13 protein-coding genes and 2 pseudogenes are annotated in these 16309 nt (G+C 71.3%); 11 read left to right on the top strand and 4 right to left on the bottom strand.

All coding sequences use genetic code 11. The annotated features are described in order from the left end of the window. From ACFVFS_RS38445 to ACFVFS_RS38465, 5 genes are all read left to right on the top strand, one after another. On the top strand, window positions 1-1200 hold a 1200-nt coding region (locus tag ACFVFS_RS38445), incomplete at its 5' end, for an asparagine synthetase B family protein (protein WP_380629663.1). Between the two features lie 5 nt (window positions 1201-1205). Continuing rightward, entirely contained in the window at window positions 1206-1844 is a 639-nt protein-coding gene (locus ACFVFS_RS38450) for a flavin reductase family protein (protein ID WP_380629664.1), read from the top strand. Then, window positions 1841-3352 (top strand): 4-hydroxyphenylacetate 3-hydroxylase family protein, encoded by a 1512-nt coding sequence (locus ACFVFS_RS38455; RefSeq protein ID WP_380629666.1) that lies wholly within the window; start codon window positions 1841-1843, stop codon window positions 3350-3352. The genes ACFVFS_RS38450 and ACFVFS_RS38455 overlap by 4 nt, the downstream gene beginning before the upstream one ends. Continuing rightward, window positions 3349-4191: a class I SAM-dependent methyltransferase gene (locus ACFVFS_RS38460; RefSeq protein WP_380629667.1), complete on the top strand. Its 843-nt coding sequence runs from the start codon at window positions 3349-3351 to the stop codon at window positions 4189-4191. The genes ACFVFS_RS38455 and ACFVFS_RS38460 overlap by 4 nt, the downstream gene beginning before the upstream one ends. 90 nt (window positions 4192-4281) lie before the next feature. After that, a complete protein-coding gene (locus ACFVFS_RS38465; RefSeq protein ID WP_380629668.1) occupies window positions 4282-5142 on the top strand; it encodes a helix-turn-helix domain-containing protein in 861 nt (286 codons plus the stop codon). 73 nt (window positions 5143-5215) lie between these two features. Here ACFVFS_RS38465 and ACFVFS_RS38470 read toward each other — a convergent pair whose 3' ends face one another. Further along, window positions 5216-6442, bottom strand: a complete 1227-nt coding sequence (locus tag ACFVFS_RS38470; protein ID WP_380629669.1) for an MFS transporter — start codon at window positions 6440-6442, stop codon at window positions 5216-5218. 355 nt (window positions 6443-6797) lie between these two features. On the opposite strand from ACFVFS_RS38470, the gene ACFVFS_RS38475 reads away from it, so the two are divergent. The 3 genes from ACFVFS_RS38475 to ACFVFS_RS38485 are packed head-to-tail and all read left to right on the top strand — an operon-like array spanning window position 6798 to window position 8972. Beyond that, on the top strand, window positions 6798-7124 hold the full coding sequence (locus ACFVFS_RS38475; RefSeq protein ID WP_380629670.1) for a hypothetical protein: 327 nt from the start codon (window positions 6798-6800) through the stop codon (window positions 7122-7124). After that, window positions 7124-8464, top strand: coding sequence for a putative T7SS-secreted protein (locus ACFVFS_RS38480; RefSeq protein ID WP_380629671.1), 1341 nt, complete (start codon window positions 7124-7126; stop codon window positions 8462-8464). The genes ACFVFS_RS38475 and ACFVFS_RS38480 overlap by 1 nt, the downstream gene beginning before the upstream one ends. Before the next feature lie 22 nt (window positions 8465-8486). Then, window positions 8487-8972, top strand: a complete 486-nt coding sequence (locus tag ACFVFS_RS38485; RefSeq protein WP_380629672.1) for a SitI3 family protein — start codon at window positions 8487-8489, stop codon at window positions 8970-8972. Window positions 8973-9064: 92 nt separating this feature from the next. Here the strand turns inward: ACFVFS_RS38485 and ACFVFS_RS38490 are convergent. Both ACFVFS_RS38490 and ACFVFS_RS38495 read right to left on the bottom strand, forming a co-directional pair. Next, window positions 9065-10254 (bottom strand): annotated as a pseudogene (locus tag ACFVFS_RS38490) (transposase). A gap of 133 nt (window positions 10255-10387) precedes the next feature. After that, on the bottom strand, window positions 10388-10525 hold the full coding sequence (locus tag ACFVFS_RS38495) for a hypothetical protein (RefSeq protein ID WP_380629673.1): 138 nt from the start codon (window positions 10523-10525) through the stop codon (window positions 10388-10390). 24 nt (window positions 10526-10549) lie between these two features. Between ACFVFS_RS38495 and ACFVFS_RS38500 the strand changes: the two genes are divergently transcribed. The 3 genes from ACFVFS_RS38500 (at window position 10550) to ACFVFS_RS38510 (ending at window position 15606) form a co-directional block, all read left to right on the top strand. Next, window positions 10550-11149: a tyrosine-type recombinase/integrase gene (locus ACFVFS_RS38500; RefSeq protein WP_380629676.1), complete on the top strand. Its 600-nt coding sequence runs from the start codon at window positions 10550-10552 to the stop codon at window positions 11147-11149. A gap of 408 nt (window positions 11150-11557) precedes the next feature. Continuing rightward, a complete protein-coding gene (locus ACFVFS_RS38505; RefSeq protein WP_380629674.1) occupies window positions 11558-12988 on the top strand; it encodes a restriction endonuclease in 1431 nt (476 codons plus the stop codon). A 599-nt stretch (window positions 12989-13587) separates the two neighbouring features. Beyond that, entirely contained in the window at window positions 13588-15606 is a 2019-nt protein-coding gene (locus tag ACFVFS_RS38510) for a hypothetical protein (protein WP_380629675.1), read from the top strand. On the opposite strand, the pseudogene ACFVFS_RS38515 reads toward ACFVFS_RS38510, so the two are convergent. Continuing rightward, window positions 15540-16309 (bottom strand): annotated as a pseudogene (locus tag ACFVFS_RS38515) (IS5 family transposase); the annotation flags it as partial. The gene ACFVFS_RS38510 and the pseudogene ACFVFS_RS38515 sit on opposite strands and share 67 nt — an antisense overlap.

Below are 16309 nucleotides of genomic sequence, written 5' to 3' on the forward strand. Positions count from 1 at the left end.
CGGGTGACCAGGTCGGCGACCACCGAGGTCCGGTACTGGCGGCTGGAGTCGCGCCCGCACGAGGACTCCCCGGAGCGCACCCGGGCGACGGTCAGGGAGCTGCTGGCGGACGCGGTGGAACGGCAGTTGCTCAGCGACGTGCCGCTCTGCACCCTGCTGTCCGGCGGGGTGGACTCCAGCGCCATCACCGCGCTGGCCGCGATCGCCCGGGAGCGGGCCGGCCAGGGCAAGATCACCAGCTTCTCGGTGGACTTCCCCGGCAGCGCCGACCGCACCCCGGACGCCTGGCGCACGACCCTGGACGCACCGTACGTGCAGGCCGCCGCCGAGCACATCGGCACGCTGCACACGGCCGTCCTGGTGCCGGACGACGACCTGCTGCCCGCCCGGGACGTGGTGCTGGCGGCCCGCGACCGGCCGGGCTGGGGCGAGATGGACGCCTCGCTGCACCTGCTGTTCCGCGAGGTGCGCCGGCGTTCCACGGTGGCGCTGTCCGGCGAGGCGGCCGACGAGATCTTCGGCGGCTACCCGTACTTCCATGACGCGGCGGCGCTGGCTTCCGGCACCTTCCCCTGGCTGCACGGCCGCGCCACCCCGGCCGACCTGCTGCGCGCGGAGGTGGCGGCCGAGGTCCGCCCGGCCGAGTACACCGCCGCGGCCTACCGCGACTCGATCGCCGAAGTCCCGCGCCTGGCCGGCGAGCCGGCGGCCGACGCCCGGGTGCGCGAGGTGTTCCACCTGGCGCTGACCCGCTGGCTGCCGCCGCTGCTGGACCGGGTGGACCGGGTGTCGATGTCGGTCGGCCTGGAGGTCCGGGTGCCGTTCTGCGACCACCGGCTGGTGGAGTACCTGTGGAACGTCCCCTGGGCGCTGAAGGCACCGGAGGGCAGACCGAAGGGCCTGCTGCGGGACGCCGTCCGAGACCTGCTGCCGCCGCAGGTGGCGGACCGGCCGAAGAGCGGCTACCCGTCCACCCCGGCCGTCCGCTACACGGAGGTGCTGACCGAGCGGGCGCAAGCCCTGCTGGCCGACCCGCAGGCGCCGGTCTTCGACCTGGTGGACCGGGCCGCCGTACGCCGGCTGCTGGCCGAGGGCCGGCCGCTGCCCAGCCCCCGCACCGCGCCCAACCCGGTCGGCGGCCTGGACCACCTGGTGCAGTTGGACGAGTGGCTGCGCGCGTACCGGGTGGCGCTCCGATGAGCCCCGTGCGCGGACGCCGGCCGGTGGAGCCGCAGGACGTCCGGGCGGCCGCCCGCCACTGGACGACCGGGGTCGCGGTGCTCACCGCCCGGGACGGCGACGAGGTCTTCGCCAAGACGGTCTCCTCCTTCGGCACGCTCTCCCTGGACCCGCCGCTGGTCAGCGTGGCGGTGGCCGCCCGCAGCCCGCTGGCGGCGGCCGTCCGGGACTCCGAGCGGTTCGCGGTGTCGGTGCTGACCGCCCGCCAGGAGGCCGTCGGACGCCGCTTCGCCACCCCGGGCGCGGGCCGGGCGCTCGGCATGTTCACCACCGTGCCGATGCGGGTGGAGGTCACCGGCGCGCCGGTGGTCGACCACTGCCTGGCCTGGTTCGACTGCCGGCTGCACGCGATCCTGCCCGGCGGCGACCACACCTTGCTGGTCGGCGAGGTGGTCGCCACCGACGGCGTCCCGGGCGAGCCGCTGCTGTACCACGACGGCCGCTACCGCGCCCTGGCCCACCCGCTCGCCGATCCGGCCCTCACCGGTCCCGCACCCGCCCTCACCGACAAGCAGCCCACCGATAGGCAACCCATCGATAGGCAGCCCACCGACAGGCAGCCCGCCGACGCCCCGACCATGACTTCGACAGGAGCCACCGCATGACCCTGCTGGACACGCCGGCCACCGGACGGGGACTGCTCACCGGCGAGCGGTACCTGGCCGAACTCGACGACGGCCGCGAGCTCTACCTGGACGGCAAGCGCGTCGCCAACCCGGCCGAGCACCCCGCCTTCCGCCCCGCAGCCCTGGAGCTGGCCCGGCTGCTCGACCTCCAACACGACCCCGAGCACCGCTCCCTGCTGACCGTGCAGGATCCGGACACCGGCCGCCGGATCGCCCGCGCCTACGCCCCGCCGCGCACCCTGGAGGACCTGCGCCTCCAGCGCCGCAGCGCCGAGTTCTGGCACGCCGAGGCGCTGGGCCAGCACGGCCGCTCGCCCTCCTTCATGGCCTCCATCGCGCTCGGCGTCTACGACTTCCGCCACCAGCTGGCCCGCAACGACGAGCGGTTCGGCGCCAACGCGGAGGCCTGGTACCGGCACTGCGCCGACAACGACCTCGTCCTCTCGCACGCGCTCGGCGACCCGCAGATCGACCGCTCCGCCGATCCGGTGGAGGAGCCCGACCTCGCCCTGCGCGTCCTGGAGGAGAACGAGCGCGGCATCGTGGTGCGCGGCGCCAAGCAGCTCACCACCCTCGCCCCGCTGGCCCACGAGGTGCTGGTCTACCTCTCCGCCTCCTTCACCCAGCGGCGCGGCGAGCAGTTCGTGGTCTGGTTCGCGCTGCCGCTGAACACCCCCGGCCTGGTCACCCTCTGCCGGGAGCCGCTGGGCAGCGCCCCGTGGGGCCACGACCACCCGCTCGGCGCCAAGTACGACGAGCAGGACGCGATGCTGTTCTTCGACGACGTGCTGGTGCCCTGGGACCGCGTCTTCCTGCTGCGCGACGGCGAGTTGGCCCGGGCGGGCCTGGGCCGGATCAACGCGTGGAGCGCCTACATCGGCCACGTCCGCTACCGGGAGCGGCTGCGCACCCTGCTGGCCACCGCCACCCTGGTCGCCGAGTCGATCGGGGTGAAGGGCTTCCGCAACATCCAGGAGGACCTGGGCCGGCTGGCCGGGTACGCGGAGCTGACCGAGTACTTCCTGGACGCCGCCGAGGCCCGCGCCCGGGTCACCGACAGCGGGCTGCTAGCGCCGGGCGACACCGCCGCCAGCCGGGTCTGGTCCGCCGAGGTGGCGGCGAGCGCGGTGGAGATCGTCCGGAAGATCGGCGCCTCCGGCCTGCTGATGCAGCCCACCGCCGGCGACCTCGCCAACCCCCGGCTGCGCCCGCACATCGACCGCTACATGCGCGGCAAGGACATCGACGCCGAGCACAAGTCCCGCCTGTTCAGGCTGGCCTGGGAGCTGACCGGCGACGGCTTCGGCCAGCGCCAGGACCTCTACGAGTACGTCCACCGCGGCGACCTCGCCCGCAACCGGATCAACATCTTCAACCGCTACGACCAGAGCAGCACCCGCGAACGGCTGCTGCGCCTGATCGACACCGCCCCCGAGCCGCACGCCGCCCCCGCGGCCGGCACCGCCCCCCAGGAGGCCCGGCAGTGACCGCATCCGCCATCGAGATCCAGGCCGGCACGCTGGCCGGCTATGCCGACGCCAGCCGGCTGCGCCAGGTCCAGGACCGCGACTGGGTCCTCGACCAGGTCACCGGCAGCCCGCAGACCCTGGTCGACCTCGGCAGCGGCATCGGCCAGCTGCTGGAGACCGCCCTCGACCGCCACCCCTCGCTGCGGCTCGCCGTCGGCCTGGAGCGCTCCGAGCACCGGATAGCCGAGGCCACCGAGCGGCTGGCCCGCTTCCCCGGCCGCACCGTCCTGCACCAGGCCGACCTGACCGATCCGAAGCCGCTGGACGTCCGGGCCGACGTGGTCACCATGACCTCGGTGCTGCACTGGCTGTACCCGGTGGAGCACCGCGTCTTCCGCTGGGTGGCCGACCGGCTGGCCCCCGACGGCCGCTTCCTGCTCACCACCTACCACCCCGCCCGGGACGCCCACGGGCTCGGCGGCGAGGACGAGATCGTCCGCGACGCGCTGATCGCGACCGGCACCGAACCCGCCCTGGTGCCGCAGGTGTTCAGCGAGGGCGAGGTGCTGCCGATCGCCACCCGGACGCGTACGGTCGAGGACCTGGCCGAACTGCTCGGCGAGTTCTTCACCGTGGAGTCGTACCTGGAGCGGGACGCCGTGGTCACCGTCCGGGACGCCGCCCAGTACGAGCACTTCCACGCGGCCACCTTCGGCGACTACTACAGCCGGCTGGTGGCCCCCGCCCTGCGGCCCGCCTTCTTCACGGCCGTCGGCGAGAGCGCCGCCCGCCGCCAGGCCGAACGCGGCTGGGTGAGCCACATGCCGGTACGGCTCTGGCGGTTGGCGCCGCGCTGATCCGCCCGCGCCACCGGGCGCAACCCGCCCGTACGGCTGCCGCTCTAGTCTGAGGTACGACGCAGCCCCGCCCCCCGAGGAGCCAACGCCATGTCAACTCCCCTCGCCAGCCAGGAACTCGGCGCGTTCCTGCGCGCCCACCGCGAGCAGCTCAAGCCCGCCGACGTCGGCCTGCGGTCCACCGCGCGCCGCCGCACCCCGGGCCTGCGCAGGGAGGAGGTGGCCTCGATCTCGGGGGTCGGGCTGGCCTGGTACACCTGGCTGGAGCAGGGCCGGGTGACCGCCTCCCGGCAGGTCCTGGAGGCGGTCACCCGGGCGCTGCAGCTGGACGCGGCCGGGCTGCGGCACGCCATGCGGCTCGCCGGCTACCACGAGCCGGCCGCCCCGGCGGACGGCGCCGCCGCCCGGCTGGCCGGCGCCGTCCAGCCGGTGCTGGACTCCTGGCCGGCCAGCCCGGCCGTGCTGCTCGACCGCCACTTCGACCTGCTCGGCTGGAACGCCGCCTGGGCCGCGCTCTGGGGCCCGCCGGAGGCCGTCCCCGCCGACCGGCGCAACCTGATGTGGCTGATGGCGGCCGACCGCCGACTGCGCGGCGTGCTGCACGACTGGGAGCCGCTGGCCATGAACGTCTTCCAGCACTTCCGCGCCCAGGCCGGCCCGGCCCTCGCCGACCCGCGCACCGGCGAGCTCTACCGCCGGCTCGACCAGGACGCACCGGAGCTGGCCCACTGGTGGGGCTGCCACTCGGTGGCCGAACTGACCGCCCGCACGGTCACCGTGGAGCCGGCCGGCATCGGGCCCGTCCGGCTCTCGCTCTCCTCCTTCCACCCGGTGGACGACCCCTCCGCCCTGGTGCTGCTCTTCACCCCGGTCGCCGCCGAGGACCGCAGCCGGATGACCGACCTGGTGGAGCGCCCGCTGCGCCCGCTGCCCGTCCAGCAGGCGGGCTGACCGCACCTCCCCGGCACACGCCGAAGCCCGTACGGAACCCCGTACGGGCTTCGGCGATCCCCTCCGGCGCCGCTCAGCCGGCCGCCCGCCGGTTCCGCAGCGAGGTGCTGACCAGCAGGGCCCCGGCCGCGGCCGCCGCCGCCAGCACCGTGCCGACCACCAGCGTGCTGTCCGCCGCGTCGCCGTAGGCCCCGATCACCCAGGCGCCCAGCCCGGTGCCCGCGTACATGGTGGAGGTCAGCCAGGCGCTGGAGGTGGCCCGCAGCTCGGGGGCGACCGTGCCGGCCAGGGTCTGCTGGTCCGTCACGAAGCCGCCGCTGGCCACGAACCAGACGACCACGCCCACCAGCGCCACCACCAGGCCCGGTCCCTTGACCGTGAGCAGGATGCCGAGCGCCAGCAGCGCGCCCCAGACCGGCAGCAGCGGCAGGTTGTTCCGCCCGGCGGCGCGGGCCCGGTCGCCCAGCCGCCCGCCGAGCAGCGAACCGGCCACACTGCCCGCGCCGACCAGCACGCCGACCAGGCCGAGTGCCTGCACCGAGAAGTCGAAGCGCTGCACCAGCACCACCCCGAGGAAGGTGAACGCCCCCAGGTTGGCGGCGTTGAAGACGGTGTTCACCAGCAGCGCCCGCCGCAGCACCGGGTCGCCCCAGCCCGCCAGCAGCGCCCGGACGGCCCCGCCGGAGGCCGGCCGCTCCACCGCCGGGTCGCCCGCCGGGACCTGCCGCAGCAGCAGCGGCACGGCCAGCGCCGTACCGACGGCCAGCGCCCAGAACGCCGACCGCCAGCCCGCCGCCCCGGCCAGGAAGCCGCCCAGCGGGACGCCGATCACCTGGCCGCAGGAGAACAGCGCCATGCCCAGGCCCAGCGCCCGGCCCCGGACGGCGTCGGGGGCGGTCTCGGCGATGTGCGCCCAGATCGCCGGCCCGGCCGCGGCGGCGGCCAGCCCGGCCAGCGCCCGGGAGAGCACCAGGCCCGCCAGATCGGTGGAGACGGCGGCCCCGACATTGGAGAGCACGAACAGCACCGTCCCGGCCACCAGCGTGCGGCGGCGCCCGAAGCGGTCGCTGAGCAGGCCGAGGAAGGGCGCGAACACCGCGTAGACCAGCACGTACGCGGTGACACTCGACGCGGCGGCCGCCTCGCCGACCTTGATCGAGTCCGCGATGGTCGGCAGCAGCGGAGAGACCAGGAAGGTCTCGGTGCCGAACAGGAACAGCAGCACGAAGACGCCCGCGTAACGCAACCGGTCGAACGAGGCCGCACCCTCACCGGGCGGGGCTACGGAGGTACTGGTCAAGGATGATCACTGCCTTCGGGGAGACACAGGGACAGGAAAGACCGCACGGCCCGGCCAGCCTGTCCCCCGGCCGCCCCACCAACCAGTCGCCCGTTCATCCTGTGACCCCCACTCACAGGCACTCCGGCCGGCCCCGGATTCCCGACGCCTCCCCTTTTCCGGCCCCGCCGGGAATTCACTTCCGGAACACCGGCCCCGCCCTCCCCGTTCGAAACCGGGAGATCCCGCCGGGATCGGTCCGCAGGCGCCTCCTGCGTCGTTTCGGCGCAACGGGCAAACCCGCCGTGCTAGCTTCGGCGGGCGCGTCCTCACGTTCGATTCATACCCGGCGAGGGGCTGTAAAGGGGGAGGTCCTGTGGCGGAGGGATTCACGGTGGACCTGGCGGCCTTGGAAAAGGCCGCCTCCGGGATCACCGGCACGGTGGCGAAGCTCCAGTTCAGAAAGGTGAAGGACCTCGATCCCAGGAAGGACGAGATCGGGCACGGACACCTGGCCGACGTCCTGGAGAAGTTCTGCACCCGCTGGGAGATCGGCGTCGAACACCTGATCAAGGACGCCGCCCAGGTCTCGCAGCGCCTGACCGCGAGCGTCAAGGCCTACCGCGAGGTCGACGGAACCCTCTTCGGCCAGCCGGGCGGCACGGTGACCCGTCCGGGCGGCGAGGACCCCGGGGTGAAGTAGTGGCCAAGAGCCTCGGGCAGACCGGCGACCCCAGGGAACTCGTCCCGGGGAACCCCGAAGCGATCGCCTCGACCGTCGCCTGGCTCAAGAGCTACGGCGACATCCTGCACTCGACCGGCGAGGGCCTCAAGCGCATCGACACCGTCCAGGGCTGGTCCGGCAAGGCCGGCGACGCGTTCCGGCACGCCTTCCACGGCGAGCCCAAGAAGTGGCTGGTGGCCGGCGACTGCTTCCACGACGCTTCCACGGCGCTGGCCGACTACCGGTGGACGCTGGCCTGGGCCCAGGAACGGGCCGCCGACGCGATCCGGCAGTGGAACGAGGGCCAGAGCGCCACGAGCAACGCCAGGTCCGAGCACCAGGACGCGGAGCGCAACGCCGGGCACGAGCTGCCCTTCACCGATCCCGGAGAGGGCGCCCGGGCGGCCGCGAACCAGACCCTCAAGACCGCGCGGGAGCAGCTCAAGAGCGCGGGCGACACCGCGGCGCGCACGATCGCCAAGGCCCGCGACAAGGCTCCCGAGGAGCCCGGCTGGCTGGACAAGGTGGGCGACTTCTTCTCCGGCGCCGGCGACTTCGCCCTGGACCTCGGCAAGACCGCCGTCGAGGACCTGGCCTCGGTGGGCAACGCGATGATCCACGACCCGGGCGCGGTGCTGGAGGTCGCGGGCGGCCTCAGCCTGGCCGCCCTGGGCGCCGGCGGTGAGGTGCTGGGCGTCGGCCTCGACCTCACCGGCGCGGGCGCGGTGATCGGCGTGCCCGTGAACGTGGTCTCCGCCGGGGTGATCGCCACCGGCCTGGGCATGGCCGGCATCGGCGCGGGCCAGATCATCGAGGACGCGGCGGGCCCCAACCGGGTCCACATGGAGGGGAACGGCGGGGGCGGGGGCGGCGGCGCCGGCGAGGTCCGCACCCAGCCGTCCAGGACCCCCGACCCCAACGCCAGGCCGCAGGGGTCCACCACCCGGATCAACCCGGAGGACGCCGCCGAGAACCGCCTCGCGCTCCAGCGCGAGAACGAGTCGGCGGAGATCCTGGCGAAGCAGGGCTACCACGTCGAGCAGAACCCGTCGGTCCCCGGTCCGAAGAATCCCGACTACCGGATCGAGGGCGAGATCTTCGACTGCGTCTCACCCAGCAGCAAGAGCGCCCGTAACGTCGGTTCGAGGATCGAGGAGAAGGTCCTGGAAGGCCAGACCAGCCGGATCGTCGTCAACCTCGCGGATTCCCCGGTGGAGGTCTCGGCCCTCAAGGCCCAACTCCACGACTGGCCGATCGAAGGGCTCCAGGAGGCCGTGGTGATCGACCGGCAGGGCAATATCCTGCACATCTACCCCTAGCGCATCCGAACGGATCCCAGCCATGTCAATCTCCCACAGCTTCAACCTGGCCACGCCACTGTCGCTCGCCGAGGTGGCCGACGTGCTGGACGACGTCGCGCGGGGCGCCAGGCTGTTCGATGCGACCACGGCGGCGGCGGACCTGCTCACCGACGGCGTCGTCACCAGGTACGGCACCTGGATCCGGGTCTTCGCGCCCAACCCCAGGCCGTGGAACCCGCTGGTCACCGACCTCCACATCACCCCGACCGTCTCGGTGGCCTTCCGGCTGGACAAGACCACCGACCTGTCGGGACAGGAGGACGACGTCGTCCGGGTCGTCGCGGGCCTCCTGGACCGGATCCCGGGCGACGCGGTGCTCCAGTACCACTACGAGATCATCTGGCTCCTGCGGCGCGACGACCGGCTCAGCCTCAACGAACGGGACGACCTCTGGCCGCCCGACCGCCTGGCCGTCGTCCCCCGCCCCTTCACCCGCGAGACGCACGCCTTCTCCGACGAGGACTGATCCCGCGCCCTGCGCACCGACGCCGACGGCCCCGCACCCGGGAGGGATGCCGTTGGCGAATTCGGGCCTGATCACTTCGCCCCGCTGGGTTGTTACCTGGCGGGGCGAAGTGCTGCCAGGTGTGATGTGCGGGTGGGGGCTCGGGTGCTGCCCGTGTTCCAGGCGTCGAGTCGGGCGAGGTTGATCGCGGTCGCGGTGAGCTGGTGCTGGAGCCGTGTCTTGTCGAGTCCGCGGTAGCGGGCCTGTCTCATGCCGGCCGTGCGGACGGCGTGGGAGATGGTGCCCTCAATGCCGTTGCGGGCCGCGTAGCGAGCTCGCCACTCGGGAGTGCCCTGGTCGGCGCGGGCCTGCCGGATGGCCTCGTGTTCGGCTCGGGGCCGCAGGGTGATCTCACGCTTCGTGGCGCCGGCGGAGCTGATGCAGTCCGGCCGGGCGGGGCAGGGCCGGCAGTCGGTGGAGGAGAACCGGACGCGGATCACGGGGGTGCCGCGATGGGAGAGCGCGTTGCGCCAGTGGCTGGTGGTCCTGCCGTTCGGGCAGGTCACGGTCTTGGTGTCCCAGTCGATGACGAAGGCGGTCTGGCTGTAGGGGCCGACGGCCTGCGCGGTGGTGTCGCCCTGCCGTCCCGGCCGGTCTGCTCCGCCAACTCGGTCCGCTTGGTCTTGCCGGAGGGAAGCCAGTACTCCTCGGGCCGGGTGGCATACCGGTCGAACCAGGCCGGGTCGGCGTGGGAGGCCAGCCAGTCGGGAGCGGCCGCAGCCAGCGCGTTGAGTACCGCGCGCAGGGTCTCGATGACGAACTCCAGCCGGTTCAGCGACCGGATCGCGGCCAGCACGTGAGTGGAGTCGGTCCGTGCCCGGCCCGGCGGCTTGAGGACGCCGGCCTCCCGAGCGGCATCGAGGACCCGGTCGAATATCCGCTGCCCGCCGTCGGCCTCCACCAGCCGGGCACGGAACTCGCTGAGCACGGAGTAGTCGAACCCCGGATCGGTAAGCTCCAGGCCCAGGGCGTACTTCCAGTCGATCCGGCCCCGGACCGCCGTGGCCGCCTGACGGTCCGGCAGCCCCTCGGCGAACTGGAGCACCGAAACCAGAGCGAGCCGGCCTGGTGACCACGCTGGCTTACCCCGGGCCGGGAAGAGGGGCGCGAACTGCTCGTCGCGGAACAGGACACCCAGTTCATCTCGCAGCCGGATCGCCAGGCTCCCCTTCGGGAACGCCGCGCCAGCCACCCGCACCGTCTCCGCGGGTATCTCCCCGAGCCCAGCCGGACGCATCGACATCGAACCCCACCCCAAACGCCAACGTCGGTCTCCAAGACCACAACTGGGTCTTGAAGACCGACGTCACGCCTGGCCCCCGAATTCGCCAACGGCATCCCCGGGAGGTGCGGGGCCGTCGACTGCACGGCGGGAATCAGAGCAGGCCGAGGGCCGGCATCAGGCAGTAGAAGGCGAGAAGGCCGAGGACGAACTCGACGACCCCCGATCCCTCGCCCTCGCCGACTGGGACGCCCTCGACGAACTCGCCAAGGCCCTCGTCGAACGCTCCCACAACCACTACCGCGGCTGGGGCGACATCGTCCGCTTCGCCGCCTGCACCGCCGCCCGCATCGGCGAAGTCTCCGGCGTCCGCGTCAAGGACATCAACCGCTTCGACTGGACCTGGGACCTGTGCCGCCAGACCACCACCGGCCCCGGCGGCCTCATCGACAAAGGCACAAAAGGCAAGCGACGCCGCACCGTCCCCGTCATCGAAGAGGTCCGCGACCTCGTGAACTGGCGCATGAACGTCGTCGGCAACGACCCCATGGCCCGCCTGTTCACCGGACCACGCGGCGGCCGCATCACCACCGCCATCCTCCGCGACGCCACCCACTGGGACGAAGTCGTCGTCAGCCTCGGCTACGAGTACCTGCGCCGCCACGACCTGCGGCACACCGGCCTCACCTGGTTCGCCGACGCCGGCGTCCCCATCCACGTCCTCCAGAAAATCGCCGGACACGGCCACATCACCACCACCCAGCGCTACCTGCACCCGGACAAGAGCTCCATCGAGAACGCCGGCCGTACTCTCAGCAAGCACCTGTCCACCGACCGCCACACGCCGCAGACACCAGCCTCCGCCCACCCGGCATCCGCAGAGGCGCCAGGACGCCACCTGCGTCTCGTCCAGTGAGCAACCACCGTGCTGTACAAGTGGACTTGTGACAGCAGAGGAAGAACTCGACACGCCACCCTGGGCACGGCTGCTGCGCCGTGAGCAGCTGGCACGCAACATCCACGGCAGCCTCAGAGCCTCCGGGTTCACCGTGCCTCTGGCAACGGTCCTCGACTACTACAGCGCTCCTGCCAGAACTCCGGAACCGGACGCTCCCACTCCCCCGCACGCGAGCGCGCCCTCAGCACAGCCCGACGGATTCCCGGCAGCCCCAACCGGGTAGGGCTGCCGACGTATCGCTCAGGCAGCACGGACTCCCGCACCGGTCCGCACTGCCACAGACCAGGGGGTGGACGGGTGGCGCGCCGAAAGACCGTGGCGGAAATCCTCGCCGAGGCGTACCGCTTGAAGCAACAGGCACGAGCCGTGGAAGCCCAGCAGGCCGCCGCCCCGCCTTCCCCACCCCCGCCCCGGCCCCGCCCCCGGAAGCGGAAGGTCGACCCCGCCGTCGAACACGCCCGTCTCCTGGCCGCCGGCGAGAAGCACCTCCAACGCGAGGAGGCCACCCGCGCCAAGGAAGCCGCGCGCGTGGAGGCCGAGTTGGCCAAACGCCAGACGGCCCGCCGCCGCGCGGAGGAGACACGGAGGCGCGAGGAGGCGCAGGCCGAGAAAGCAGCCGAGCGGCAGGCCCGGCAGGCGGAGACCGATCGCCTCAAGTCTCAGGCGGAGCAGGACACCGCCGACTGCCAACGGCACCGCGAGGAACTGGAGATGGTCCTGCTCCTCCGGCCCGACGGCCTCGAACTGTGGCACCCGCATGTGGAACAGGCCTTCACCCACGACGGCCCTCAGGGCGTCTCGAACGTCGTCGAAGACCTGCTGCGACGCTCCCCCGTCCCCGACGGCTGCCGCACCGCGGCCCACGCCATCTACGTCCCGGAGGCCCAGCAACTCCTCATCGAGGTCGACCTCCCGAACCACGAGATCGTCCCCACCGTCGCCTCCTACCGCTACATCGCCCAGCGCTCCGAGATCGTCCCCCAGCCGCTCAAGCAGGCCGAAGTGCACGACGCCTACGCCCGCCTGGTGGCCCGCCTCGCCCTGCGGGCCCTGGACGAGGCGTTCTCCGTCACACCGGCCGCCTTCGTGGAGAGCATCATCCTCAACGGACGCGTCAACGCCACCGACCGCGCCACCGGCCAAGCGATCCGGGCCTGCGTCGTCAGCCTCGTCGCCCTACGCAAGGACTTCGCCGAACTGGTCCTGGACGAACCGAGACTCGACGCCCAACAGTGCCTCCACCGCCTCGGCGCCACCGTCTCCAAACACCCCCACGACCTGGAACCGGTCACACCCGTCGTCGAAGCGGACCTGTCCCGCTACCGCATCATCACCGAAACCGCCGTGGTGGCCACCCTCGACAGCCGGCCCGACCTGCTCCAGATGAACCCCTACGACTTCGAACGCCTGGTCCGCGAACTCTTCGAAGCCATGGGCTACGAGACCTGGCGCACCCAGGGCTCCCGCGACGACGGCGTGGACGCCGTCGCGACACTGACCGACCCGACCGGCTCCACCGTCTTCGCCATCCAGGCCAAACGCTCCAAGAACGTGGTCCCGGTGAACACCGTCCGCGCCATGTCGGGCGTCATGCACGACAAGGACGCCGGCTACGGCATCGTCGTCACCACCTCGTGGTTCGGCAAGGACAGCTACGACTTCGCCCACCGCAACGGCCGCCTCCGCCTCATCGACGGCCGCAACCTCAAAGCCCTGCTCGCCGAACACCTGAACATCGACGCCCTGATCGGGCTACCCAAGGTCCCCCCGGGCTGGCAGGCCGGTGACCTCGTGTAGGTGCGAACGCGCGCCCGCCGCACAGGGTTGCGGCGGACCCTCGGCCGACGGCTGCGGTCCCCAGCAAGATCACAAAGCGGCGGCTCCACAGCCGCCCACCACCTGCCGGACCATCAACAGAAAGGCCGCTCTGGCCTGGCATTTCTCCCGCCCAACGGCCCTCCGACACAATGCCGGAACAACAGGATCTGGACCTGCGACATCCTTTTTTTCCGCTGATGACTTGGCGCAAGTGAGGTTGAGGTTGGACGGGGGACTTCCACCTACGGCAAAGTCCGCCAGACCCTCGACAAGGCCGTCACCGCCCCGACAGTCCCGCCGCTGGCTCTGCCGCTGAAGCAGACGGCTGTGCCGGACTCGACTGCCCTCCCGCGGGAGAGGCCCACCAACGGCTCCACCGCTGCCGAGAGGAACCTCGGCGCCATTGCTCTCTGCCCCGGACGAGTCTCCGGAGAGATGGCTGGTCAACGGACTGTTCAGCCTCGCGCCCTCGATGCATGGACCGCCGGCTCCCTGAGTAGGCCTTCACCGATGCCTGACCGCTCTGGAACGCATGTTCTCCCTAAGATGTACTCACCAGAGGCGTGAGGAGCTTTGGAGTGGCCTCTATACCGGCCTACGACGCGAAGCGGCGGGCTGATGCTGTAAGTGGGCGGCTGACTGCGTTGTTCGACCGCTCGGCTAAGGGAGCCGGACAAGTGTGTCCGTGGGAGCTGGTCGTCTTCGACGACCTGAGCGCAGAGGCACGGGCGGCGGCGGCCTGGATCGTGGCCGATTCGGTCATGCAGGATCGCACCGGCAATCAGTCGGCGGCCTACAGCCTGTGGCGGCATGCCGTGCTCTCGGGAACGAAGCTGGCTGGCGACGACCGCGCGGAGGTGCTGGCCTTCGCCATACCGGTGTTCAAGGCGGCGGGAGAGGAAGCGACCAACGCCCTTATCGGATACGTCGGCGAGTGGCTGTGGTACCTGATAACGCGCGAGCTTCCGCCCGAGGTCGACCGGACAATCGAGATCATCAACTCCCCCAGCGGCACGGTGACGGACAGTGGTGGTGACGGGATCGTCGTTCATCGTCTGACAGGTGCGGAGGGCGGTTTCTCCTTCAGATTGTGGGAGATGAAGAAGTTCACGGCCGACCCTACGAAGTCGAGCGATGTGGGAACGACGATCCGGAACGCGTGGCGCCAGCTCGGCACGAGCGGGACCGAATACCTGGCGATGATGTCGTTCGCCGACCAGCACCTTTCCAAAGACTCGCACGCGTTTGTCAGCACCCTCGTGCGGCAGTGGGTGCAGGCAGCCCCTTCCAGCAACGCGGGGGTGAGCGTGGCACTCGACGAGACCGCAGTCCCGCAGCAGGCCTTCCACTTGTCTCACACGCACTTCACATCGCATAGGCATGACGGCGCGTTGGCAGGACTGATCATCGGCATCGATGAACTCGGTGAATTCGCCAAGGACGTAAGGAGCTATGTGGAACGCACTCTAGACCTTCAGGTCCTGACCCTTGCCCTTGGCAATCACAGCGGAGCGATCCTTCCCGCCCCTGCGGAGCTTCTTGCCCTGCTGACGGAGCTGGAGATCAATGCCGTGCGAGCTGACGCAGGTGTTCCGGAGGACGTCCTGAACACTGCGTGGCTCCTCCACGGCCTTGCCGCAGTCAGCCCTGGCGCCGCGGACTATGACCCCGCCCAGGTACGTCATGCGTTCGCCGTCAGTGCTCACGTCCTCGATCTTGCCCTCGCCGGTGAGCACGACGACACCGAGCGTCTGAAGATCGCATTCGCTGCGCAGGCTGGCTACCGGCGATGCGAGCAGGACCCCAACGCCACCGCGGTCTACCGCTCAGTCGAACGGCTCGTAAGAACCGACACAGAGCTCCCCGAGCACATCGAAACCCTCGCCCTCGAGGCGGGCGTGGCCTTCCTCGGCATGGACCGCCCCAAACTCACCACGGTGCTTCAGGCTTGGCGCCGCCAGCTCGCCCAACTCCGCGCACTTCTCGGCCGCCGCTTCGATCGGCCGGACACTCTGGCCGGCACCATGTACGGTCCGGCCGAGGCCGTCGTCAACGCAGTTCACCACCTCCACCAGCACCTCGCATTCGGCGACCAGAACGACCTCGACACCGCGGTGCAGCTACTCGGGGATGTCGTGGCGCAGCAGACTGGTACCGGAGACTTGCTGGCGCGCTGGGTGGCCTCGCACCTACTCGAGCTCAGTGAAGACCTCTCTGACAGCAGCCTCTACCAGCTACTGCCACCAGGCACGCCGCCGGCCGTCGCCCGGACCTTCGCACTCTCTAACCCACCAGTGCTCACCCTGTGGCCGCCGCAGCGCAAATTGCTCGAACTCGAGCGGGGGAACAACGAAGCGATCACGTTCCCCACACCAACCGGCCCTGAAGTCGACGCCACCGTCTGCCGTGCATCCTCAACAGGAGGGACCGCTGCTCACCTTCGCGCGAGTGCCGTGATGTCGCCGGGAGCGCTCCGGCGATCACCGTGCTGCCGGACCAGCAGACCACTAGGGCGCGTATTTGGTCGTGATCAAGCGGCTCTGGTGAGGTCCTTGATCCAGATCATCGCGCCACGAAGGTGGAGGCCTGCGAGGTAGCTCTCCGGGGTCTTGTCATAGCGTGTGGCGATGCCTCGCCAGGCCTTCAGCTTGTTGATCAGGCGCTCGACGGTGTTCCGGTCTTTGTAGAGTTCGGCATCGTGGCTGACGGGCCTGCCGCCCTTGCTGCCCTTCTTCCTGCGGTTGGCGGCTTGGTCGACCTTCTCCGGGATGACGGCCTTGATGTGGCGTTTGCGCAGGTGGTTGCGGTTTCCCCTGGACGAGTAGGCCTTATCGCCGGCGACCGCGTCGGGCCGGGTGCGAGGGCGTCCGACCGGTCCGGGGACCCGGACCTTCCGCAGCACGGTGATGAACTGCGGGCTGTCGGCGGCCTGGCCCTCGGTCAGGACGAACGCCAAGGGGCGACACCTGCGCTCCCCGGCGACGTGGACCTTGCTGGTCTGCCCGCCTCTGGAGCGTCCGAGCAGGGCGGCTTTCAAACGGAGCTTGCGGCGGCGTCGGATGCGTCGCCGTTCTTCCCGTCCCGGGTCGTCCTGCCCGTCCTGTTCCTGCGGGCCGCCCCCTTTTGCCGGGCCTTCTCCGCTTCGTCAGCGGCTTTCTCCAGGGCCGCCATGGCATCGGGGTCCAGGTGCATCCCGGCGGCGTCATGGTGGGCCCGGACGGTGGTGGAGTCCACGCTGACCAGCGACAAGTCCACCTCGCCCCGCTTGGCGGCTTCCGCGATCGCGCCCTCCAGCAGGGC

This window comes from Kitasatospora sp. NPDC057692 (assembly GCF_042799475.1).
In the GTDB taxonomy this organism is placed as follows: Bacteria; Actinomycetota; Actinomycetes; order Streptomycetales; family Streptomycetaceae; genus Kitasatospora.

Coding starts and splice junctions, on each gene's coding strand:
- ACFVFS_RS38455 (WP_380629666.1), top strand. CDS start 1,841: ATGACCCTGCTGGACACGCCGGCCACCGGACGGGGACTGCTCACCGGC.
- ACFVFS_RS38485 (WP_380629672.1), top strand. CDS start 8,487: ATGTCAATCTCCCACAGCTTCAACCTGGCCACGCCACTGTCGCTCGCC.
- ACFVFS_RS38465 (WP_380629668.1), top strand. CDS start 4,282: ATGTCAACTCCCCTCGCCAGCCAGGAACTCGGCGCGTTCCTGCGCGCC.